This window comes from Gordonia sp. NPDC127522, assembly GCF_042672305.1.
GTDB classification, from domain to species: domain Bacteria; phylum Actinomycetota; class Actinomycetes; order Mycobacteriales; family Mycobacteriaceae; genus Gordonia; species Gordonia hongkongensis.
In genome coordinates this window covers 83,954-104,098 of the sequence record NZ_JBHXVK010000015.1, presented here as the reverse complement: position 1 = coordinate 104,098, position 20,145 = coordinate 83,954, and the positions used below count along the sequence as shown (strand labels likewise).

Annotated in this window: 21 protein-coding genes; 17 read left to right on the top strand and 4 right to left on the bottom strand. The window is 69.3% G+C overall.

Features of this window, described 5'->3' with window-relative positions:
* The first annotated feature begins 266 nt into the window (after nt 1–266).
* From hpt to ACFVHY_RS19355, 9 genes are all read left to right on the top strand, one after another.
* The gene (gene hpt / locus ACFVHY_RS19395) at nt 267–830 is read left to right on the top strand and encodes a hypoxanthine phosphoribosyltransferase (protein WP_390274768.1); all 564 of its coding nucleotides are present in this window, start codon (nt 267–269) and stop codon (nt 828–830) included.
* Nucleotides 831–1,001: 171 nt separating this feature from the next.
* Complete coding sequence (gene ftsH / locus ACFVHY_RS19390) at nt 1,002–3,404, top strand: ATP-dependent zinc metalloprotease FtsH (RefSeq protein ID WP_390274765.1); 2,403 nt, start codon at nt 1,002–1,004, stop codon at nt 3,402–3,404.
* Nucleotides 3,405–3,413: 9 nt separating this feature from the next.
* Nucleotides 3,414–4,025 (top strand): GTP cyclohydrolase I FolE, encoded by a 612-nt coding sequence (gene folE, locus ACFVHY_RS19385; RefSeq protein ID WP_390274763.1) that lies wholly within the window; start codon nt 3,414–3,416, stop codon nt 4,023–4,025.
* A 50-nt stretch (nt 4,026–4,075) separates the two neighbouring features.
* Entirely contained in the window at nt 4,076–4,930 is an 855-nt protein-coding gene (gene folP / locus ACFVHY_RS19380; RefSeq protein ID WP_390274809.1) for a dihydropteroate synthase, read from the top strand.
* Complete coding sequence (folB, locus tag ACFVHY_RS19375; protein ID WP_390274761.1) at nt 4,923–5,294, top strand: dihydroneopterin aldolase; 372 nt, start codon at nt 4,923–4,925, stop codon at nt 5,292–5,294. Before folP ends, folB begins: the two co-directional genes overlap by 8 nt.
* Nucleotides 5,291–5,809, top strand: a complete 519-nt coding sequence (folK, locus tag ACFVHY_RS19370; protein ID WP_390274758.1) for a 2-amino-4-hydroxy-6-hydroxymethyldihydropteridine diphosphokinase — start codon at nt 5,291–5,293, stop codon at nt 5,807–5,809. The genes folB and folK overlap by 4 nt, the downstream gene beginning before the upstream one ends.
* Complete coding sequence (locus tag ACFVHY_RS19365) at nt 5,806–6,321, top strand: DUF3180 domain-containing protein (protein WP_068971963.1); 516 nt, start codon at nt 5,806–5,808, stop codon at nt 6,319–6,321. The genes folK and ACFVHY_RS19365 overlap by 4 nt, the downstream gene beginning before the upstream one ends.
* A gap of 115 nt (nt 6,322–6,436) precedes the next feature.
* On the top strand, nt 6,437–7,789 hold the full coding sequence (locus ACFVHY_RS19360) for a DUF6779 domain-containing protein (protein ID WP_390274756.1): 1,353 nt from the start codon (nt 6,437–6,439) through the stop codon (nt 7,787–7,789).
* 124 nt (nt 7,790–7,913) lie between these two features.
* Complete coding sequence (locus ACFVHY_RS19355; RefSeq protein WP_390274753.1) at nt 7,914–8,699, top strand: hypothetical protein; 786 nt, start codon at nt 7,914–7,916, stop codon at nt 8,697–8,699.
* Nucleotides 8,700–8,725: 26 nt separating this feature from the next.
* Here the strand turns inward: ACFVHY_RS19355 and ACFVHY_RS19350 are convergent, their stop codons facing one another.
* Nucleotides 8,726–10,138 carry a protein kinase gene (locus tag ACFVHY_RS19350; protein WP_390274751.1) on the bottom strand — a complete coding sequence of 471 codons (1,413 nt, stop codon included), beginning with the start codon at nt 10,136–10,138 and terminating at the stop codon, nt 8,726–8,728.
* A 300-nt stretch (nt 10,139–10,438) separates the two neighbouring features.
* Here ACFVHY_RS19350 and ACFVHY_RS19345 point away from each other — a divergent pair, with 300 nt between their 5' ends.
* The 4 genes from ACFVHY_RS19345 to ACFVHY_RS19330 are packed head-to-tail and all read left to right on the top strand — an operon-like array spanning nt 10,439 to nt 13,705.
* Nucleotides 10,439–11,473: a Rossmann-like and DUF2520 domain-containing protein gene (locus ACFVHY_RS19345; RefSeq protein ID WP_390274749.1), complete on the top strand. Its 1,035-nt coding sequence runs from the start codon at nt 10,439–10,441 to the stop codon at nt 11,471–11,473.
* Between the two features lie 20 nt (nt 11,474–11,493).
* Nucleotides 11,494–12,441 carry a pantoate--beta-alanine ligase gene (panC, locus tag ACFVHY_RS19340; RefSeq protein WP_265967053.1) on the top strand — a complete coding sequence of 316 codons (948 nt, stop codon included), beginning with the start codon at nt 11,494–11,496 and terminating at the stop codon, nt 12,439–12,441.
* Between the two features lie 2 nt (nt 12,442–12,443).
* Nucleotides 12,444–12,884 carry an aspartate 1-decarboxylase gene (gene panD / locus ACFVHY_RS19335; protein WP_058249900.1) on the top strand — a complete coding sequence of 147 codons (441 nt, stop codon included), beginning with the start codon at nt 12,444–12,446 and terminating at the stop codon, nt 12,882–12,884.
* 17 nt (nt 12,885–12,901) lie between these two features.
* Nucleotides 12,902–13,705: a type III pantothenate kinase gene (locus tag ACFVHY_RS19330; RefSeq protein WP_058249901.1), complete on the top strand. Its 804-nt coding sequence runs from the start codon at nt 12,902–12,904 to the stop codon at nt 13,703–13,705.
* 39 nt (nt 13,706–13,744) lie between these two features.
* Here ACFVHY_RS19330 and ACFVHY_RS19325 read toward each other — a convergent pair whose 3' ends face one another.
* Nucleotides 13,745–14,332 (bottom strand): TetR/AcrR family transcriptional regulator, encoded by a 588-nt coding sequence (locus ACFVHY_RS19325; protein WP_390274747.1) that lies wholly within the window; start codon nt 14,330–14,332, stop codon nt 13,745–13,747.
* A gap of 60 nt (nt 14,333–14,392) precedes the next feature.
* Here ACFVHY_RS19325 and ACFVHY_RS19320 point away from each other — a divergent pair, with 60 nt between their 5' ends.
* Entirely contained in the window at nt 14,393–15,358 is a 966-nt protein-coding gene (locus ACFVHY_RS19320; RefSeq protein ID WP_390274744.1) for an alpha/beta hydrolase, read from the top strand.
* 12 nt (nt 15,359–15,370) lie between these two features.
* On the opposite strand, the gene ACFVHY_RS19315 is transcribed toward ACFVHY_RS19320, so the two are convergent.
* The gene (locus ACFVHY_RS19315) at nt 15,371–15,841 is read right to left on the bottom strand and encodes a TetR/AcrR family transcriptional regulator (protein ID WP_390274806.1); all 471 of its coding nucleotides are present in this window, start codon (nt 15,839–15,841) and stop codon (nt 15,371–15,373) included.
* An 81-nt stretch (nt 15,842–15,922) separates the two neighbouring features.
* Here ACFVHY_RS19315 and ACFVHY_RS19310 point away from each other — a divergent pair, with 81 nt between their 5' ends.
* The 3 genes from ACFVHY_RS19310 to lysS all read left to right on the top strand — a co-directional run bounded on the left by ACFVHY_RS19310 (nt 15,923) and on the right by lysS (nt 19,351).
* The gene (locus tag ACFVHY_RS19310; RefSeq protein WP_390274804.1) at nt 15,923–17,065 is read left to right on the top strand and encodes an FAD-dependent monooxygenase; all 1,143 of its coding nucleotides are present in this window, start codon (nt 15,923–15,925) and stop codon (nt 17,063–17,065) included.
* 175 nt (nt 17,066–17,240) lie between these two features.
* Entirely contained in the window at nt 17,241–17,723 is a 483-nt protein-coding gene (locus ACFVHY_RS19305; RefSeq protein WP_068971970.1) for a hypothetical protein, read from the top strand.
* Between the two features lie 59 nt (nt 17,724–17,782).
* Nucleotides 17,783–19,351, top strand: coding sequence for a lysine--tRNA ligase (gene lysS / locus ACFVHY_RS19300; RefSeq protein WP_390274741.1), 1,569 nt, complete (start codon nt 17,783–17,785; stop codon nt 19,349–19,351).
* A gap of 242 nt (nt 19,352–19,593) precedes the next feature.
* Here the strand turns inward: lysS and ACFVHY_RS19295 are convergent, their stop codons facing one another.
* Entirely contained in the window at nt 19,594–20,052 is a 459-nt protein-coding gene (locus tag ACFVHY_RS19295; protein ID WP_390274738.1) for a type IV toxin-antitoxin system AbiEi family antitoxin domain-containing protein, read from the bottom strand.
* Nucleotides 20,053–20,145: the final 93 nt, after the last annotated feature.

Here is a 20,145-nt window from a genome sequence, read left to right as displayed (position 1 = left end):
CAGACCTCTGTTCTCGAGAATGTCAGACGCTTGATCCACTCCGAAACGCAACCACTCGGAATGGTGCCGGTGTGGCGACTTGTTATGCGACCGTTATCTGCACGGCAATTCGGCGAAATGTCGATATGAAAGGGCGACAATGATTTGATCAGGCATTTCTCGGAAAACCCCCAGGTGGACGGTCGGTCATTTCTTCGGCCTACGGCGGCGACCCCGGTGCGGCCCCCGTTCATCGCGGTGCGGCCAAAACATGCGAAGCTGGGACCGTGCAGTTTGCCGATCCGTATGCCGCCGACATCGACGCTGTCCTGATCACCGAGGACGAGATCAAACAGCGCACCGCCGAACTCGCCCATTCCGTGGCGTCGCGCTACGCCGACATCGAAGAGGATCTGGTTCTCATCGGTGTCCTCAAGGGCGCGATCATGTTCATGACCGACTTCGCCCGGTCGCTGCCGATCCCGTCGCAGATGGAGTTCATGGCGGTCTCCAGTTACGGGTCGTCGACCTCGTCCTCGGGTGTGGTCCGCATCCTCAAGGACCTCGACCGCGACATCGAGGGACGCGACGTCCTGATCGTCGAGGACATCATCGACTCCGGTCTGACGCTGTCCTGGCTCATGAAGAATCTCGCCACACGGTCGCCACGCAGCCTGGAGGTGTGCGCTCTGTTGCGCAAGCCGGACGCCGTGCGTTCCACCATCCGGGTCGCCGACGTCGGGTTCGACATCCCCAACGAGTTCGTCGTCGGATACGGCCTCGACTACGCGGAGCGATACCGCGACCTTCCCTACATCGGACGACTGAAGCCGTCGGTGTACACGCACTGATCCATCGCCGGCGCATGACGCGGCGCCCGCGTGTCCGACCTGCGAGGGAACGGTTTCACCAGCGCGATCGTTGACCGGTAGCCTCAATGTGTACGTCGACGGGAAGGACATGGGAACGGCGTCGGCACCGGGACTCGATCCCGTGAGCCCGCACGACCCCCACCAACTGGCATGAACCGTAAGACAGTCTTCCGCAACCTCGCCATCCTGGCGCTCATCCTGCTCGCCCTGTGGGGCTGGAGCGTGATGAGCGACTCCGGTCGGGAGTACCGCGGCGTCGACACCTCTGTCGCACTGCAGCAACTCAACGACAAGAACACCAAGTTCATCAGCATCGACGACCGCGAGCAGCAGCTGCGCATCGAGCTGAACACCCCGATCAAGGTCAACGACGCCGACGCCGACAAGATCAGCGCCAAGTACCCGGCGCAGGCGGGGGACCAGGTCTTCGAGGCCGTCCAGGGCACCGGCGCCCCGTACACGACCAACGTCAACGAGCAGTCCGTCCTGTGGCAGATCCTCATCTTCGTGCTGCCGATGATCCTGCTGTTCGGTCTGTTCTTCTTCGTGATGAGCCGTATGCAGGGCGGTGGCCGCGGCGGCGTGATGGGCTTCGGCAAGTCGAAGGCCAAGCAGCTCACCAAGGACATGCCGAAGACGACCTTCGCCGACGTCGCGGGTGCCGACGAGGCCGTCGAAGAGCTCTACGAGATCAAGGACTTCCTGCAGAACCCTACGAGGTATCAGGCGCTGGGCGCCAAGATCCCGCGCGGTGTACTGCTCTTCGGCCCTCCCGGTACCGGCAAGACGCTGCTGGCCCGCGCGGTGGCCGGCGAGGCGGGCGTCCCGTTCTTCACGATCTCCGGTTCGGACTTCGTCGAGATGTTCGTCGGCGTCGGCGCGTCGCGTGTGCGTGACCTGTTCGAGCAGGCCAAGAACAACAGTCCGTGCATCATCTTCGTCGACGAGATCGACGCCGTCGGCCGACAGCGCGGCGCGGGTCTCGGCGGTGGCCACGACGAGCGTGAGCAGACGCTCAACCAGCTTCTCGTCGAGATGGACGGTTTCGGCGACCGCTCGGGCATCATCCTGATCGCGGCCACCAACCGGCCCGACATCCTCGATCCGGCTCTGCTCCGTCCCGGACGTTTCGACCGGCAGATCCCGGTCGGCAACCCCGACATGGCGGGTCGCCGGGCCATCCTGAAGGTGCACGCCAAGGGCAAGCCGATCGATTCCGACGCCGATCTCGACGGTCTCGCCAAGCGCACGCCCGGGATGTCCGGAGCGGATCTGGCCAACGTCGTCAACGAGGCGGCGCTGCTCACCGCACGGGAGAACAAGCAGACGATCACCGCCGAGGCCCTCGAGGAAGCGGTCGACCGGGTCATCGGCGGTCCGCGCCGCAAGTCCCGGATCATCAGCGAACACGAGCGCAAGGTGGTGGCCTACCACGAGGGCGGCCATACCCTCGCTGCCTGGGCCATGCCCGACCTGGACCCGATCTACAAGGTCACGATCCTGGCGCGCGGGCGGACCGGCGGCCACGCGCTCGCCGTCCCCGAGCAGGACAAGGACCTGATGACCCGCTCGGAGATGATCGCGCGGCTGGTGATGGCGATGGGCGGCCGTGCCGCCGAGGAACTGGTCTTCCACGAGCCGACGACCGGTGCGTCGTCGGACATCGACCAGGCGACGAAGATCGCGCGTGCGATGGTCACCGAGTACGGCATGAGTTCGAAGCTGGGTGCGGTGCGCTACGGCCAGGACCAGGGCGATCCGTTCCTCGGCCGGTCCATGGGCTCGCACACCGACTACTCCGCGGAGATCGCGAGCGAGATCGACGACGAGGTGCGCCGGCTCATCGAGGCCGCGCACACCGAGGCGTGGGCCATCCTCACCGAGTACCGGGACACCCTCGACGTGCTCGCGACGCAGCTCCTCGAGAAGGAGACGCTGACCCGCAAGGACCTCGAGAAGATCTTCGCCGACGTCGACAAGCGTCCGCGGATCACCGCGTTCAACGACTTCGGCGAACGCACCCCGAGCGACAAACCGCCGGTGAAGACGCCCGGAGAGCTGGCGATCGAACGCGGTGAGCCGTGGCCGCCGCCGGAGCAGGCCAAGATCCCCGAGCCGGTGGGTGCCGGTTATCCCGGTGGGCCGCAGGTCCCCGGCCAGGTGCCGAACTACCCGCCGATGTATCCCGAGCCGGGTGGTCCGACCCCCCCGACGCAGGGCAATCCGGAACCGCGGTACCCCGACCACGGATATCCGCCGGCCGATCCCGGCCCCCAGTATCCGAATCCGCAGTATCCGAATCCGCAGTATCCGAACCCCCAGTATCCGAACCCGAACTACCCCAACCCGCAGTATCCGGACCCGGGCAACGGCCGGACGGCACCCGGGTCGGGCGGGCCGTACGGGGGCGGCACGCGCCCGGATTACGGCGCGCCGCGCGATTGGTCCGCACCCGGTTGGCCGCCCGAGCCCGACCCGCGGACGGGTCGCAACGGCGACACGAACGGCTGGGGCCATCGCGCCGGTGACGACGACTCGCGTCCGAGTTCGTAAAGTGGCCGGATGAGTATCAGCGAGCGGCGGGACGCCGTACTCGAGGGACCCCGGTCCGACTTCGACCAGGCCCGCGCCGAAGCCGCGGTCCGCGAGTTGCTGCTCGCCGTCGGCGAGGACCCGGATCGGGAAGGTCTGATCCGGACGCCCACGCGGGTGGCGAACGCCTACCGGGAGATGTTCGCCGGCTTGTACACCGAGCCCGACGAGGTCCTCGCCACGACGTTCGACGAGGACCACGACGAGCTGGTGCTGGTGAAGGACATCCCGATGTACTCCACCTGCGAGCATCACCTGGTGTCGTTCCACGGTGTCGCCCACGTCGGCTACATCCCCGGCACCTCGGGCCGGGTGACCGGGCTGTCCAAGTTGGCACGCCTGGTCGACCTGTACGCGAAGCGTCCGCAGGTCCAGGAGCGGCTCACCAGCCAGATCGCCGACGCGATGATGCGCAAGCTCGAACCCCGTGGGGTGATCGTGGTGATCGAGGCCGAGCACCTGTGCATGGCCATGCGCGGTATCCGCAAACCCGGCGCGACGACCACCACGTCGGCGGTGCGCGGCATCTTCAAGACCAGTGCGGTGTCCCGCGGCGAAGCCCTCGACCTGATCACCCGGTGACGCAGGCGCACGCAGTCCCCGCCGGCGGCGGTGTGCACCGGACTCTCGTGATGGGCGTCCTGAACGTCACCGCCGACTCCTTCTCCGACGGCGGCCGCTACCTCGACGCCGATGCGGCGATCGCACACGGGCTCGAACTCATCGAGCAGGGTGCCGACCTCATCGACGTGGGTGGCGAATCGACCCGGCCCGGCGCGGTCCGGGTCGACCCCGGTCTCGAGGCGGAGCGCGTGGTCCCGGTGATCGGCGAACTCGCCGCGCGCGGTGTGACCGTCTCGGTCGACACGATGCGCGCCCCGGTCGCGGCCGCCGCGATCCGGGCCGGCGCCGCGATCGTCAACGACGTGTCCGGCGGGCGTGCCGACGCCGACATGGCGCGGGTCGTCGCGGACGCGGGGTTGCCGTGGATCCTGATGCACTGGCGCCCGGCCGGGGACAGCGCGGACCGCCGGTTCACGCACCGCAGCGGAGACGTCGACGGGTACCGGGACGTGGTCGCCGAGGTGAGTGGGGAACTGCTCGCCCAAGTCGACGCAGCGGTGTCGGCCGGCGTCGATGCCGACCGCCTCATCCTGGATCCGGGGCTGGGCTTCGCCAAGACCGCCGAGCACAACTGGGCCCTGCTGCACGCATTGCCCACCATCACCGGTCTCGGCTTCCCGGTGCTGGTCGGAGCCTCCCGCAAACGCTTCCTCGGGGCGCTGCTGCGTCGCGACGGTGCGGACCGGCCGCCCGCCGGACGTGATGTCGCCACCGCGTCGGTCTCGGCGCTGTCCGCCGCCGCGGGCGCGTGGGGGGTGCGCGTCCACGACGTCGCGAGCAGTCGTGACGCGGTCGCGGTCGCGGCGGCCTGGCGCACCGGCGGTTCCCGAACCTCGTCCTCGGTAGGAGACTCGAATGGCTGACCGGATCGAACTGCGCGGCCTGAAGGTCCGCGGCAATCACGGTGTGTTCGACCATGAACGGGTCGACGGCCAGGACTTCTACATCGACGTCGTGCTCTGGCTGGATCTACGGGCCGCCGGCGAGTCCGACGACCTCGCCGACACCGTCGACTACGGCGCGCTCGCGCAGCAGGTCGCCGGCATCGTCGGGGGCGAACCGCGCAACCTCATCGAGAAGGTGGGGGCCGAGGTCGCGGAGTCGATCATGACCGACGAGCGCATCGATGCCTGCGAGGTGACCGTGCACAAGCCGTCGGCGCCGATCCCACTGACCTTCGACGACGTCGCGGTGGTGACCAGGCGTTCCCGCAAGGGGACGCGATGAGCCGCGCGGTGCTGTCGGCCGGTTCCAACATCGGTGACCCGACCGCGCACCTGCGTTCGGTCGTCGAGGCTTTCGCCGACGAGCTGGTCGCGGTGTCCGCGGTCTATGCGACGCCGCCGTGGGGCGGGGTCGAGCAGGAGGACTTCCGCAACATCACGCTCGTCGTCGACGGCCCGCATGATGCGCGCGGGTGGCTCGAGCGCGGATTCGAACTCGAGCGGGCCGCCGATCGGACGCGCGAGATCCGCTGGGGGCCAAGAACTCTCGACGTCGACGTGATCACCGTGTCCGAGTCCGGCCAGGTCGTCGTATCCGAGGACCCGGACCTGACGCTGCCCCATCCCCGTGCCGCGCAACGGGCTTTCGTCCTCGTCCCGTGGCTCGAGATCGAACCCGATGCCACCCTCTGGACTATGGACGGTGCGCGCGCGGTGTCCGATCTCGTGGCCGGGCTCGACGCCGCAGAGCGGGACGCGGTGCGGCCGGTCGGCCGCCTGACCGGGGTCGAGTCGTGACCGCGCCGGACCCGCGTCGGCCGGATCAGGACGACGAGGAGACCGGTCTCGGTCCCACCCGGGTCCGCGATCTCGCCGTCATCGCGGCGGTCACGGCGATCGTCGCGTGGATCCTGGTGCGGTACAACTACTCCGACTTCCCGCCGCTGCCGTTGCTCGCCGGTGTGGTGCTGTATGTGCTTGCCGCACTCGAGATCGTCATCGCCTTCGTCGTCCGTTCCCGGGTCGATTCGCGGGATGTCGGTCGCGCGCGGGGACAGCTCCATCCACTCACGGCCGCGCGAGTGCTGGCCCTGGCCAAGGCTTCTGCGATCCTCGGCGCGATCGCCGTCGGGGTGTGGCTGGGTCTGCTGGCCTTCCTGCTCGGCCAACACGATCTGGCCGCCGCCGACCACGACCGGCCGGGCGCGATCGTCGGACTGATCGGCGGGGTGGTCCTCGTCGGTGCCGCGCTGTGGCTCGAGTACTGCTGCCGAGCACCCGACGATCCGTCCGCCGTCGGCGGTCCGTGAGAGTCGGGGCGAGTCTCGGACGCCCCGCGCACTCGTCGCCTAACATGTCGACTATCGGAGAAACTCCGCACCCGCCTGCGGTCCGAATGCACTCACAGCGGGTAAATTCACGATCATGACGACCTCGAACGGCCGTGCCGCCGACTCGCGCCGCTCGAGTCGGTCGACGGCTCAGTGGTTGCTCGGCCTCCTGATCGTGCTCGCGTTGATCGCCAGCATCCTGATGGTCTTCACCGACAGGCTGTCGATCACCGGCTCGCTGGCAGTCATCGCGGCGTTGTGGGCGGCCGTCATCGGCGCGATCCTGGTGACGAAGTTCCGTCGACAGGCCGAGAGCGCCGAGGCGAAGAGCCGTGACCTCCGGTTGGTCTACGAACTGCAGCTGGAACGCGAGATCGCCGCGCGTCGGCAGTACGAACTCGATGTCGAGACGACCATCCGCAAGGAGGTCACCGCCGAGTCGAACGAAGAACTCTCCGAGCTCAAGGCCCAGGTGCTGGCGTTGCGTTCCAGCCTGGAGATGCTCCTCGGTGAACCGCTGCCGGATCAGCGGGTCGCCCTGTCGAGTGAGAAGATGCGCGAACTGGCCTCGGGCCTGAACGACGAATCACGCGCGGGTCGTCGATCCGGTGCACCCTACGGCGGTGGCTTCTCCGGTGATATCGGTGGCGTGTCGTCCTACGGCGCCACCTACGCCGACGACGGGGTGCTCGCCGCGCGCGACTTCGCGGCGACGGCTCCGACCGCGGACGACGGCAGGCATACGGGACCGGTCGATCCCAACGAGATGACCGAGGTGATCCCGGTCGTCACCGACGACCCGATCTCGGGCCGCATCGCCACCGAGGTATCGCCCGACGAGCCCGCGGCGACGAGCGCGCCGGCCGAACCCGCTGCCGCGACGGGGACGTCCGGGAGGACGTCCGACTCAGACGTCTCCGACGCCGAGATCGTCGACACCGATCACGCCGACGGCCCGGAGGCCTCCGCAGGCGCCGAGACCTCGGGTGCGGACGGTGCGTCGACCGGCGCCGGAGAGTCCGCGTCATTGCCGTTCTCCGGGGGCTTCTACCTCGGGAACGACACCGACGCGGCGGATACCCCAGGCCCGGGATCGCAGTCGCCGGTCGCGGACGCGAATCAACCGCTCTACACCGACGACACCCCGACCGACGAATGGTCGACCCGGGCGGCGTCGGGCGAAGCACCCGAGAGCGATGAGACCCCGGGCGTCGCGGATGCTTCCGACGACGTGGAGCCCCCGCCCTTCCTCGGGTCCGCTGGACGACACGAGAATCAGCCGGGCGGTCGGCCCGCGGAGTCCTTCGGCGGTGGTCGTCGACGCCGTGCGGTCGCCGACGACGCGGAATCGGCACACTCGGCGGGGTTGCCCGTCTCCGAGCTCCTGAGCCAGCTGCGGTCACAGACGGAGTCCTCCGGCGGCGGACGGCGCCGACGGAACGGCTGATCCGCCCGGCCACCTGCGGCAGTTCCAGGTCGCGGTCCGATGCCTCTGTCATCCGTCCGGGTGCATCTGCGGCGTTGCCGCGGATTCGCCGATACGAGTTGGACGATCGCCCTAGTATTCCCGTATGAGCGAGACGCTCGCGGGTGGGGAGTTCGGTCTCGGGCCGGGGTCCGATCCGTCGATGGCCGCGATCCGCCATACCGAGCGCGGGAACGCGGTCAAGCAGTCGCTGGTGAGCACCGCGGTGTTCTTGCCGGTCATCGCGTGGTGGCCGACGGTGTTGTGGCTCTTCACCTTCGACCCGCTCGACGGCACCCCGTTCCCCGAGTACCACGCGAACCTCCAGGCCAACGGTCCCGAGGCGAGCCTGTTGCTCATCTGGTCGCTGACGGCTCTGATGCCGCTGTACATGGTTCTCGTGCTGGGGATCTGGGCTCGTAATCCGATGCGGTCGGGGATCGCGGTGGTGATCGGCGCGGTCGGAGCACTCGGATTCTGGGGTGGTCAGGTCCCGGTCCTGGTGCGATCGGGAGACTACCCCGTGCTCACGTTCTGTTCGGAGCACATGCCCGCCTTCGTCGTGATGCTGATCGTGGCGTGGTCGGTCGCGCGTCGACGTGGATTCTGGTGGGTGCTGGCCATTCCGGTCATCATGCTGCTGGCGATCAACGCGTACGAGGGCTGGGCGTCGAACCCGGTCGACGCGATCGTCGACGGCACCGGGAGACTCCTCGACGTCCCGGCCTCGCAGGTACTGGACCCGTTCTCGCCGAGATTCCGTTCACCGTTCGACGACGTGGTCGACATCGTGGCGGGCATCCTGACCCTGTGGGTGGTCGACGCCGTGTTCGGCGCGTTGTCCAGGCAGGCGCGTGAGCCGCAGCAGTCCCGGCCGGGGAGCTGGCGCTGACGAAATCCGTTGCCACGACGTCGAAGTCAGAACTGCATCGCCACGGCGCGTCCGACGGTGAACGCGATGAACCCCAGGCTCAGCACGACGCCCAGGACGCACAGCACACGGGCGAACCGCCCGGCCGAACCCGGCTGACCACGGCCGGCGAGATACCAGCCGGCCACGCCTACCGGCAGGCCCAGTCCACCGACGACGCTCAACGGGATCGCCGCCACACCGCATGCGAGCGACGCGGTGGTCCGCCGGGTCGCACCCGGGCCGGGCCGAGGTGGGTCCAGCACCGGTAGATCGCGCGAGGCGCGGACCGTCGACGACCCGGGATCATGCTGGGGGACAGCGTGTCCGGGGAGTCCGGAGTACGCCGTCGCGCCCCGTGCGATGGTGGGCCGAGACCCGTCGTCCCCCGGCCGGGTGGCACCGGTGACCGGGATCGCAGCAGTGGGTGCGAAGGCGGTCGGGGGCAGCGCCCGCGGTGCGGGTCGGGACATCGATGGACCGGACATCGGTGCCGCCGCGGCGTGGCCGCGCACGGTGCGCTCCGGCCGCGGTGGCGCCGGGGCGAACACCGTCGAGTCGATCGCCGAACGGAGCTCGGCGGCAAAGGCGCCCGCCGACGACGGACGGTCGGTCCGGCTCTTCGCGAGACCGGAGCGCACCACGTCGGACACCGCCCTCGGCACGTCTGGACGGAGGTCGGACAGCTCCGGGGGCGGGGTGCTGAGGTGGTGGTGGATCATCATGGCGGGGGTCCGTGCGGTGAACGGCACTGCGCCCGTGATCAATTCGAAGACGGTGCAGGACAGCGAGTAGACGTCGCTGCGGGCATCGAGGGTCTCGGCCGAGAGCTGTTCGGGTGACGAATAGGGGAACGAGCCGATGACGAGATCTGTCGAGGTGAGCGAGGTGGCACCACCGTCGGTCGGGCGCGCTATCCCGAAGTCCGCCAGCCGGATACGCCGGCGCGTGACGTGCTGGGGGAGACGCGGATCGGACTCCCCGGGGCTGATCAGGATGTTCGCCGGTTTGACGTCGCGGTGGAGCAGTCCGGAGCGGTGCGCATGATCGAGCGCCGCGCCGATCGCATCGCCCACGGCCGCGACGTCGGCGAGCGGGAGCCCGCCGGGGCTGGTGGCGAGCAGTGCCGCGGCGTCCGTGCCGGGCACGTACTGCATCGAGATCCAGAGTCGTCCGTCCACTTCGCCCCGGTCGTAGACACTGACGATGCACGGGTGGTCCAGCTGGGCGGCGAGGTCGGCCTCGCGGGTGAACCGGGCTCGGAAGATCGGATCGTTCGACACCTGCTCGGCGAGCACCTTGATCACGTCGTGGCGCGGGAGTCGCGGATGGCGGACGAGGTACACCTCACCCATCCCGCCCGCACCGATCCTGCGCACGACCCGGTAACCGGCGAACTCTGTGCCCGGTTCCAAGCTCATGGGCGGGACCTTCGTGTGCGCGGGTGTGTCGATGTCGTCCGGGCCGGCAGTCCTGGGCGGATTGCGGCTGTCTCAGACTACGCCGCGTCGGCCCAGGTCACCGGTGGTTCGGTGGATCGGTCGGCACGACCGGACGCCCTCGAGGTGACACCTGTCACAGACGTTGGCACCGGCCGCGGTGTCGGACCTACTCTTGCTCTGCAACGTCTGGTACCCGTGCCGACGCCGCCGCGATGAGTCCGCTCATCCGACGGACGTCTCGGCAGAGGCGGGACTGGAACGACACTCTGGAGGACAGCGGTGACCTCACCGAGCGGTGATGCCGGTATGCCGTCTGCACGGCGAACCGGTGGCGATGACGCCTTCGGCGATGGCTCGCACCTCCGTTCCGGTCTCACCGACCCGTTTCCCGGCATGACGAATCTGCCGACACCCGCTCGCCTCACCGTTGGCCTCGTGTCCGCCGGCCGCGTCGGGACCGCTCTGGGTGAGGCGCTCGAGAAGGCCGGGCATGTGGTCGGAGCCGTGGTGGCGCGGTCGCCCGAGTCCCGGGCCCGCGCGGTGAGTCGACTCCCCGATTCCGAGGTCCTCGACCTCGACGCGGTCGTCGCGCGATCCGAGTTGCTGCTGGTCAGCGTGCCCGACTCCGAGCTCGCCGCCGTGGTCGACGAGATCGCGGCGTCCGACTCGCTCCGTCCGGGGACGATCGTCGCGCACACCGCGGGCGCGCACGGGGTGGCCGTGCTGCAACCGCTGACCGACCGCGGTGCACTCGGGATCGCACTGCATCCGGCGATGACGTTCGTGGGTTCGGAGGACGACACCGCGCGCCTCACCAACGCCTGTTTCGCCATCACCGCCGCCGATGCGGTCGGCGAGGCCATCGCGTCGTCGCTGGTGCTGGAGATGGGCGGTGACCCGGTCCGGATCGCCGAAGCCGATCGCACGCTCTACCACGCCGCACTGGCCCACGGCGCCAACCACCTGATCGCCCTGATCTCCGACGCGGTCCTCGCACTCAACGCCGCCATCGACCACTCCGGCCGCGACACCGCGACCGTCGACGGACACGGTAACCGCCTCGCCGAACGCATCCTCGGGCCGTTGGCCGCGGCGTCGCTGCGGAACGTGCTGGAACTCGGCCCGTCGGCGCTGACCGGGCCCGTCGCCCGCGGTGACGCGCCCGCGGTCGCCCGACACCTGGCGGCGTTGCGCACCGTCCCCGCCGGCCCGGGACCGCACGGCATCGCCGAGGCATATCGCACACTCGCCCGGCGCGCCGCGGACCACAGCCACGCACCGCAGGCGTTGATCGACGCATTGGAGGACCGATGACATCAAGCGGAGGAGACGGCGTGAGCGGCCCGTCCGACGCACAGCCCACCTACTCGGCCGGCACGATGACCGTGCATCGAGAGCCGGCGTCCCTGAGCCGCGTCACCCGCGCGCTGCGGGCCGCGGGCAAACGTGTGGTGCTCGTCCCGACCATGGGTGCCCTGCACGCCGGCCATCTGCAGCTCGTCCGGGCCGCCAAGGCGAAGGGCAACACCGTGGTGGTGGTGTCCATCTTCGTCAACCCGTTGCAGTTCGGCGCCGGCGAGGACCTCGACGCCTATCCGCGCACCCTCGACGCCGACCTCGCGCTCCTCGAGCCGCTGGGCGTCGAGCTGGTGTTCGCGCCGTCCGCGTCGTCGATGTACCCGAACGGTCCGCGGACGACGGTGCACCCGGGCGAGGTGGGCCGAATCCTCGACGGGATCTCGCGGCCGACACACTTCGCCGGGATGCTGACGGTGGTCCTCAAGCTGCTCAACATCGTCGGACCCAATGCGGCGTTCTTCGGTGAGAAGGACTATCAGCAGCTGGTGCTCATCAAGCAGATGGTGACCGACCTGAACCTCGACGTCGACATCGTCGGCGTCCCGACCGTCCGCGAGTCCGACGGGCTGGCGATGTCGTCACGCAACCGCTACCTCACCCCGGAGCAGCGGGAGCTGGCGACGACGCTCTCGGCGTCGCTCGTCGCGGGGGCCCACGCGGCCGAAGGCGGACGCGAAGCCATCCTCGCCGCCGCACGGTCGGTGCTCGCCACGGTCCCGGAGATCGAGGTCGACTACCTGGACCTGCGCGGGCGCCAGCTCGAGGAACCACCGGAGAAGGGCGCGGGACGGCTGCTCGTCGCCGCCCGGCTCGGCGGCGCACGCCTGATCGACAACGTCGGCGTGACGGTCGGCGGCGTCGCCGCGCTCGAAGAAGAAATCGCCTGGACCAATGCCACCACAACCACGACAGAGGGACGATGACCATGTTGCGCACCATGATGACCTCGAAGATCCACCGCGCCACCGTGACCCAGGCCGACCTGCACTACGTCGGCTCGGTGACCATCGACTCCGATCTGCTCGACGCCGCGGGTCTGCTCGAGGGTGAGCAGGTCACGATCGTCGACATCGACAACGGCGCCCGGCTGGTGACCTACGCGATCGCCGGCGAGCGCGGCAGTGGTGTCATCGGGATCAACGGTGCGGCAGCGCATCTCGTTCACCCCGGCGACCTGGTCATCATCATCGCCTACAGCATGCTCGATGCGGCCGAGCTGCGTGAGTACTCGCCGAACGTGGTGTTCGTCGACGCGCAGAACCGCATCGTGACCACGGGCGACGATCCGGCCGACGTACCCGCGGGGTCGGGCCTACTCGACCCGCGTCACCTCGACGGTCCGGTCTTCGCCGACGCCTCGCTCTGACGCGGCGACGACCTTCGATGCTGCTCACCGTCGACGTCGGCAACACCAACATCCATCTCGGCGTGTACGCCGGGGTCGGGGATCACGCGCGCCTGGTGCGTGATTGGCGAATCCACACCGACCCGCATTACACCGCCGACGAACTGGCGTGGGCGTTCCGCGGCATGCTCGGCGACGACATCGAGCAGGTGACCGGGGTGAGTGCGCTGTCGACGGTTCCGTCGCTCCTGCGCGAACTGCGCGTGATGGTGCCGCGCTACTTCGGCAACGGGCCACACGTGCTGCTCGAACCGGGTGTGCGGACCGGGGTTCCCCTCCTGGTCGACAACCCGAAAGAGGTCGGCACCGACCGGGTCGCCAATTGCCTTGCCGCGCACACGGAATTCGGCGGGCCCTGCATCGTGGTCGCGTTCGGTACCGCAACGGTCGTCGACGCGGTCTCGGCGACGGGCGAGTTCCTCGGCGGGGCCATCGCACCGGGCGTCAACCTCGCGGTCGAGGCGCTGTCGGAGCACACCGTGACCATGCGCAAGGTCGAGTTGATGCCGCCCCGCAGCGTGCTCGGCAAGAACACCGTCGAAGCGTTGCAGTCCGGCATCCTGTACGGCTTCGCCGGTCAGGTGGACGGGTTGGTCGACCGCGTCTGCGACACCGTCCCGGGATTCGACGGCGACGACGTGACAGTGGTCGCCACCGGATTTCTCGCCCCGCTGATGTTCGACGAATGTCGTTCCCTCACCGATCATCACCCGCACCTGACCCTGGATGGTCTACGTCTGGTCCACGAACGGGCTAAGGCGAATCCGCGTCGCGGGAAGTAGATCTCGGCGAACCGAACAGCGGCACGGGGATTCGCTGTTTCAACGGTGCGCGCGGAGTGCTGCCTCGGTGTAGGCCGTGATGCGGTCGGTCAGTTCGCGGGCGGTCAGGTCGGTGCCGGCCAGCTGGTGGATCTGTGCGTCGACCGCGGCGAAGGCGAGCCGGAGGTCAGCTGCCGCGGACTGCGCCGTCCAGCCGTCGGCGACGAGATGAGCGCTCAATTGGTCGATCAGCGAATCGATCAGGGTGGTGTACTCCGTGGCCAGGCGTGTCGGGTCGGCCAGTTCGCGCAGCCGCCCATGGGCGCGGCCGTGCGTCGAGTTCTCGCGGACCGCGACCTCGATCACCGCATGCAGCACCTCCGGCCACGGGCACGAACCGGGCGGGTGGTCGTCGAGGACGGCCGTCATCGCCCCGGCGGCGGCGTCGAGATGGCGGAGCGCCAGTTCGTCGAAGATCGCCTGCTTGTCGCCGAAGTACTGGTAGATCGACCCCACCGACACCCCGGCCTTCTCGGCGATGCGGTTGGTCGTCATCTCCGCGCCCTCGGTGTCGAGAAGCTGAGTGGCCGCCTCGAGAATCGTGTCGACGGTGAACGAAGAGCGTTGCTGCCGTGGCCTTTTGCGCATCTGATCGATCCTCGGGGAATGCGAGTTGTGGAGTCCCGCCGCCGGTTCGACGATGGATACATGATTCGCCGATCCGGAACCCCCGAATCCTACCTTCGGTTCCTGCCCGAGCCGTGGCGGTCCGTCGCCGCCGGGGTCGCGGCCGAATCCACCTGGTGGACCTGGCCGTCGAGCTCCGGCCGGCCGTGCGGGGAGGTCGACGTCCACATCCTGCGGGCGCGCCGGAGCGCGGCACCGCTGCGCGTGTTGCTGCTGCACGGCGGTGGCGGACACAGTGCCCTGGTCTGGCCGCTGGGCGCGATCCTCGCGGACGAGGGGTTCGAGGTCCTCGCCCCCGATCTGCCGCAGTACGGACGCACGCGGGTGGCCGATCCGGGGAGGGTCCGCTACCAGGACTGGGTCGATCTGATCTGCGATCTCGTGGCGGCCGAGACCGAGGACGATCCGCGTCCGCTCATCGTGCTGGGGGCGAGTCTCGGTGGGATGCTCGCCTACGAGGTCGCGAGCCGGACCGGACGGGTGGCCGCGGTCGTCGCGACCTGCCTGCTCGATCTGGCCGGGGAACCCGACGCGCGTCGAGCCGTCGCGCGTACGCCGGCGCTCGGTCGCCTCACCCCGCTGATGCCGGTGCTCGCCCGCGTCGGGGTGCTCGCCCGGATGCGGTTTCCGATCCGCTGGGTGGCGCCGATGTCGGCGATGAGTCGCGATCCGGACCTGTCCCGGGCCTGTGTCGACGACCGTCTCGGTGCCGGATCGTCGGTGTCGCTGGGGTTCCTGGCGGACCTGATGACGCACGAGGTGCCTGCCCCGGAGACGTACCGCGGACCGCGTGTGCTGCTGGTCCACCCGGCGGCCGACTCGTGGACGCCGCCGGAGGTCAGCGTGCGCTTCGCGCGGCGGATCGCGGCGCGCGCCGACATCCATCTGCTGACCGGGTGCGGGCACTTCCCGGTCGAACAGCCCGGCGTCGACGAACTCGCGGCACACCTTCGTGCGCTGGCCGCCGATCTCATCGGGACGCAGTGACATCCGGGATCGTCAGCGGAACGCACGCAGCAGGGGAGTGGGATCGTGGTCGGAGTCGGTGCCGTCGGAGTTCCGCAGGAGGGCGTCGAGGACGAGGCCGTCGAGCGCGGCGACCAGTTGCCGGGCCTCGGTACGGGTCAACCCGCCGTCGACGAGTCCGTCGACGTAGCGCTCCCGATGCCCGACCATCGCCCGTCGCAGGTCCTCGTCGCGTGTCGCCAGGAGCATGAGCTCATACCTCGCCCTGGTACGGACGCGGTCACTGCCCAGCCAGCGGGCGATCACCTCCTGGGTCGACTCGCCCTCCGCAGCGCGGTCGGCGCTGAACACATGCTCGACGAGAGCCGCGAGAAAACCGCTCTGACCGCCGAAATGATGCCGAACGCTCCCGTGTGGCACCCCGGACGCGTCTTCGACCGCGCGTGCCGACGCCTGCCGGCTCCCGACGGTGCCGATGAGGGTGATGCCGGTGTCGAGCAGCAGATCACGCGTCGACCCTTTGGCTGATTTCTCCACGCGGAGAAGTTTATCTGCTAGCGTCTTCTCCATGTGGAGAAGAAGCTGATGAAGGTCGTCGTGGTGGGAGCCGGGATCGCCGGCCTGTGTAGCGCGGTCGGACTGGCGTCGACGGGTGCCCGGGTGACGGTCGTCGAGCGCGCGCCCGAGGTGCGCGGCGGGGGTGCCGGCCTGAGCATCTTCGCCAACGGGGTCCGCGCACTCGACGCATTGGGTATGCGGTCGGTCCTCGGCGACGCCGCAGCGGCGACCCCGCCGACGAGCGGAACCCGGACACCGGGCGGGCGATGGCTCAGTCGGTTCGATCCGGCGTCGCTGACCGACATGCGCGTCGTCCGCCGCACCGATCTCCACGCGGCCCTCCTTGCGGCCGCGGCCGACGTCGTGGACATCAGGACCGGTTCCGGGGTCGACGACATCGCGCCCGACCGCGGTCTCGTGCGGCTGGTCGACGGTTCCGAGATCGGCGACTGCGACCTGATCGTCGGCGCCGACGGGCTGCGCAGCCGGGTGCGTGCCGCGGTCGTCGAGGACCCGGGCGTCCGGCGATGTGGCTACTCCGCGTGGCGGGCCATCACGACGACCCCGGTGTCGGTCGACGCGGCCGGCGAGACGACCGGACGTGGGGCGCGTTTCGGGATCGCGCCGCTCCCTGACGGGCATGTCTACTGGTTCGCCTCGGTGTCGGACGACGGGGGCGACACGGCGGGCGGTCTCGATGCAGTGCGGCAACGGTTTTCGGGGTGGCATCGACCGATCGGGGAGCTGCTCGACGCCACCGATCCGGCGACCGTCGGATACCTGCCGATCGAGGAGCTCGCCAAGCCGCTGCCCACGTTCGTCAGAGCGGGCCGGGGGTGCGCGAGTGTTCTCGTCGGCGACGCCGCGCACGCGATGACCCCGAACCTGGGGCAAGGCGCGAATCAGGCGATGGAGGACGCGGCCACCCTGACGGCGCTGCTACGCCGGCACGGCCGCGGTGACCTCGACGAGGCGCTGCGCACCTACGACCGGCTCCGACGCCCGCGGACCCAGCGGATCGCGCGGCAGGCGTCGACGATCGGCCGGGTCGGGCAACTGCGTGCCGGCCCCGCTGTCTGGGCGCGCGATCTCGCTCTGCGCATGGCGCCCGACGCCGTCCTGAACGCGCAGATGCGACGCGTGCAGCGGTGGCAGCCGCCGGAAGTGTGACGACGTCGGTGTGACGACCTCGGTCGGGTCGGGGTCTGGCCGGTTGGGGTGTGCTGTGGCATACTCGTCGCCGTGATCACGAGCTGTCGGGAGTGTTGTCAGGGCTGATACCGCGTCTGCGGCTGCCCTCCTTCGCGCTCCCCGCTCGATCTCGATCACCTGAGGACTCCCTCTCATGACCGCTTCGGTTGTTTCTTCTGTTCGTCCTTCTTCCGCCGGTTCGGTGTTTGCCCCTGCTTCGGTGTTTGCCGCTGTACCGCCGACCGTCGCCCCGGCCCCGTCTGCGCCGCTGTCGTTGCGGGTCGAGGACTACGCGTCCGCCGTCGCCGCCGGTGCCACCCCCGTCGACGTCCGCTCCCACCGGCGCCGTCAGCTCGACGGCGCACTTTTCGGGGCCCTGGCCATCGACGCCGTCGAGGTTCTCGACCGGCTCACGCCGGACACCCCGGACTCACTGCGCGTCGCCCGGCCGGAATCACGATGGATCCTCGTCAGCGAGGACGGGCACGAGGCCGAATGGCTCGCCTGGCACCTGCAGGCGCGCGGGGTGCACGGTGCGGTGTTCGTCGTCGGCGGGCACCGTCGGATGCGGTCGGCACGGGTCAACGGTCGGATTCGGCCCGACGACCTCGCCGTCATCTCCGCTCACGAGAGCTGAACCCGCCCAGGCCGACCCGGTTGTGGCCGCGGTCACCGCGAGGCGGTGAGTTGGAGTCGATGACCGGCCCCGATAGGGTGCGTGGGGTGAGTGACAGCCCGACCAGTACCGCCACCCCCGAAGCGACCGACGAGCAGACTCCTGAGCAGTTGCGCATCCGCCGCGAGAAGCGTGAGCGGATCCTGGCCGAGGGTCGTGAGGCCTACCCGGTCGCGATCCCGCGCACCCACAGCCTCGGTGAGATCCGCGCCGCCTACACCGACCTCGAGGCCGGTACCGAGACCGGGCAGCACGTCGGCGTGAGCGGACGCGTGATCTTCTTGCGCAACAAGGGCAAGCTCTGCTTCGCCACGCTGCAGGAGGGCGACGGCACGCAGCTGCAGGCGATGGTCAGCTTCAACGGCGTCGGCGAGGAAGCGCTGGCGCGGTGGAAGTCCGAGGTGGACCTGGGGGACATCGTGTTCGTCTCGGGCGAGGTCATCAGCTCGCGCACCGGCGAACTCTCGGTGATGGCCGACGGCTGGCAGATGGCGTCGAAGTCGTTGCGGCCGTTGCCCGTCGCGCACAAGGACATGAACGAGGAGACTCGCGTCCGGCAGCGCTACGTCGACCTCATCATGCGTCCGGAGGCCCGCAGCATCGCTCGCACCCGGATCTCGGTGATCGCCGAACTCCGTGCGGCGCTGGGCCGTCGGGGTTTCCTCGAGGTCGAGACCCCGATGCTGCAGACCCTGCACGGTGGGGCGGCCGCGCGACCGTTCGTCACGCACTCCAATGCCTTCGACATCGACCTGTTCCTGCGCATCGCACCGGAGCTGTTCCTCAAGCGCTGTGTGGTCGGCGGCATCGAGCGCGTCTTCGAGATCAACCGCAACTTCCGCAACGAGGGTGCCGACTCCACGCACTCGCCGGAGTTCGCGATGCTCGAGACCTATCAGGCCTACGGCACCTACGACGACTCCGCCGTCATGATCCGCGAACTGGTGCAAGAGGTTTCGCAGGCGGCGCTCGGCACCCAGACCCCGACCATGCCGGACGGTTCCACCTACGACCTCTCGGGTGAGTGGACCGCACTCGAGATGTACCCGTCGCTGTCGGAGGCGCTGGGCGAGCAGATCGTCCCGGCCGGCGCCGACGGCGAGACCACCGTCGAGCAGCTGCTGGCCATCGCGGCGCGCGTCGGCCTCGAGACGCCGAAAGACAAGGGATACGGGCACGGCAAGCTCGTCGAGGAACTCTGGGAGCACATGGTCGGCGCGAAGCTGGACCGCCCGGTCTTCGTCCGCGACTTCCCGGTCGAGACCTCGCCGCTCGTCCGCGCACATCGGTCGCAGATCGGCGTCGTGGAGAAGTGGGACCTCTATGTTCGCGGCTTCGAGCTGGCGACCGGATATTCCGAACTCGTCGACCCCGTCATCCAGCGCGAGCGCTTCGCCGATCAGGCCCGCCTGGCCGCCGCCGGCGACGACGAGGCGATGGTCCTCGACGAGGAGTTCCTCGCCGCGATGGAGTACGGCATGCCCCCGACCACCGGCACCGGCATGGGCATCGACCGCCTGCTGATGGCCCTCACCGGTCTCGGTATCCGCGACACCATCCTGTTCCCGCTGGTGAAGCCCCGCTCCTGACCGGTATTTCGTAGCGCGGATACGCGCTATATCCGCATCTACGCTACGGATTTCCGTCGTCCAGGTGAACCGGAGGACAGTCCAGCCGTTGGCGACGAGGTCGTTCTGTCGGGTGCGGTCTCGGGCCTCCGACCTCGCGCCCGACGACATCGCCTCCAGCATCGCCCGCGCGCGTGGCGAACCCCGACGACCCGCGTTGCGGCACTGGACCGTGTCGAGGGCCGCGACGGTCACCTTCTTGTTCAGAGCGCGGAGTCCATCACCTTCACCCCGAGCTCCACCGAGGCGTCGAGCACCGTCAACTCGAGGCCGGTCACCGTCAGCCCGTCGACCTCGGTCAGATCGCGAGGCGCGACGGTACGGTGCCACACGGTCACATCCTCGACGCGGGTCCCGTGCCGGCCGTGCGGTGCCACCACGACCGGGACATCCGGAACCCGGCTGACGAGGCCGTGCCACCACGCGGCTGCGGCGCCGGCCAGGGCTGCGCCCGGTCCGGTCTGGAGTACGGCGAGCCGCATCCGCATCCGATCGTCGACCGTTCGGTCGGCCACCCGGAAGACACCTCGCGTGACCCGGACCCACTGTCCGGTCCGAACCCGATGCCGGATGCCGTCGGCCGATACGCCGTGCGAGTGTGCCTGATGCGTGGTGAAGACGCCGTCGTGGGAAGCGATCATGGCGCGCAGGTCGTCGGTCATACACACTTCGACGCACCGCACGTCCGGCCGGTTCCCAGCCCCGAATTTCGTAGCGTCAGTAGGTGAATAGCGCGCATTGGCGCTACGAAATCC

Bases quoted from the DNA above. Each gene is read 5' to 3' on its own strand.
- ftsH (WP_390274765.1), top strand. From the start codon at position 1,002: ATGAACCGTAAGACAGTCTTCCGCAACCTCGCCATCCTGGCGCTCATC.
- folE (WP_390274763.1), top strand. From the start codon at position 3,414: ATGAGTATCAGCGAGCGGCGGGACGCCGTACTCGAGGGACCCCGGTCC.
- folP (WP_390274809.1), top strand. From the start codon at position 4,076: ATGGGCGTCCTGAACGTCACCGCCGACTCCTTCTCCGACGGCGGCCGC.
- folB (WP_390274761.1), top strand. From the start codon at position 4,923: ATGGCTGACCGGATCGAACTGCGCGGCCTGAAGGTCCGCGGCAATCAC.
- folK (WP_390274758.1), top strand. From the start codon at position 5,291: ATGAGCCGCGCGGTGCTGTCGGCCGGTTCCAACATCGGTGACCCGACC.
- ACFVHY_RS19360 (WP_390274756.1), top strand. From the start codon at position 6,437: ATGACGACCTCGAACGGCCGTGCCGCCGACTCGCGCCGCTCGAGTCGG.
- ACFVHY_RS19355 (WP_390274753.1), top strand. From the start codon at position 7,914: ATGAGCGAGACGCTCGCGGGTGGGGAGTTCGGTCTCGGGCCGGGGTCC.
- ACFVHY_RS19350 (WP_390274751.1), bottom strand. From the start codon at position 10,138: ATGAGCTTGGAACCGGGCACAGAGTTCGCCGGTTACCGGGTCGTGCGC.
- panD (WP_058249900.1), top strand. From the start codon at position 12,444: ATGTTGCGCACCATGATGACCTCGAAGATCCACCGCGCCACCGTGACC.
- ACFVHY_RS19330 (WP_058249901.1), top strand. From the start codon at position 12,902: ATGCTGCTCACCGTCGACGTCGGCAACACCAACATCCATCTCGGCGTG.
- ACFVHY_RS19325 (WP_390274747.1), bottom strand. From the start codon at position 14,332: ATGCGCAAAAGGCCACGGCAGCAACGCTCTTCGTTCACCGTCGACACG.
- ACFVHY_RS19320 (WP_390274744.1), top strand. From the start codon at position 14,393: ATGATTCGCCGATCCGGAACCCCCGAATCCTACCTTCGGTTCCTGCCC.
- ACFVHY_RS19310 (WP_390274804.1), top strand. From the start codon at position 15,923: ATGAAGGTCGTCGTGGTGGGAGCCGGGATCGCCGGCCTGTGTAGCGCG.
- ACFVHY_RS19305 (WP_068971970.1), top strand. From the start codon at position 17,241: ATGACCGCTTCGGTTGTTTCTTCTGTTCGTCCTTCTTCCGCCGGTTCG.
- lysS (WP_390274741.1), top strand. From the start codon at position 17,783: ATGACCGGCCCCGATAGGGTGCGTGGGGTGAGTGACAGCCCGACCAGT.
- ACFVHY_RS19295 (WP_390274738.1), bottom strand. From the start codon at position 20,052: ATGACCGACGACCTGCGCGCCATGATCGCTTCCCACGACGGCGTCTTC.